This is a genomic window from Xanthobacter autotrophicus (genome assembly GCF_029991245.1).
GTDB classification, from domain to species: domain Bacteria; phylum Pseudomonadota; class Alphaproteobacteria; order Rhizobiales; family Xanthobacteraceae; genus Xanthobacter; species Xanthobacter autotrophicus_C.
The window spans coordinates 1-408 of sequence record NZ_JAIVFO010000423.1; the positions used below are offsets into that span (position 1 = coordinate 1).

The following is a 408-nucleotide window of genomic DNA, read 5'->3' on the forward strand; positions in this document are numbered from 1 at the left end:
GACTGCGGCGAGCGGACGATACAATCACTGTCCTGGCAGCGCTTCCAGCTCGTTAATCAGCGGCAGTATGCGCGTCACATCAGCCTGTCGTGTCACCTCTGCCTTCAGGAACTGGAGTAACCAGGCACGCAACTGCACCTCCTCCGGCTTTCTGACCTTTGCCAGCAATGCTGCACCCACAATGACCTTCTGCGCTGTGTCCAGACTCCTGCTCTTCGCCTTCAGGCGCTGTAATCTGGCCTCAGCATCAGCAATCTTCTGTTCGAGTGTTCTGCTCATGATGTAACTCCGTGCGCGATGAAAAATCGCATTTTAGCGCGTCACTGGTAGTTTAAAAACTGAGCTGGCATAATGCACGGCAAATCACGAAGTGCGCACTTATACAATCTCCACTCCGTTTCGATTGTG

General features: G+C 53.2%; 1 protein-coding gene. It reads right to left on the reverse strand.

The window, feature by feature from the left end; all coding sequences use genetic code 11:
- Nucleotides 1-24: 24 nt before the first annotated feature.
- Complete coding sequence (mobC, locus tag K9U41_RS23515) at nucleotides 25-279, reverse strand: relaxase accessory protein MobC (protein ID WP_000091745.1); 255 nt, start codon at nucleotides 277-279, stop codon at nucleotides 25-27.
- Between the last annotated feature and the right edge of the window lie 129 nt (nucleotides 280-408).

Bases quoted from the DNA above. Each gene is read 5' to 3' on its own strand.
- mobC (WP_000091745.1), bottom strand. From the start codon at position 279: ATGAGCAGAACACTCGAACAGAAGATTGCTGATGCTGAGGCCAGATTA.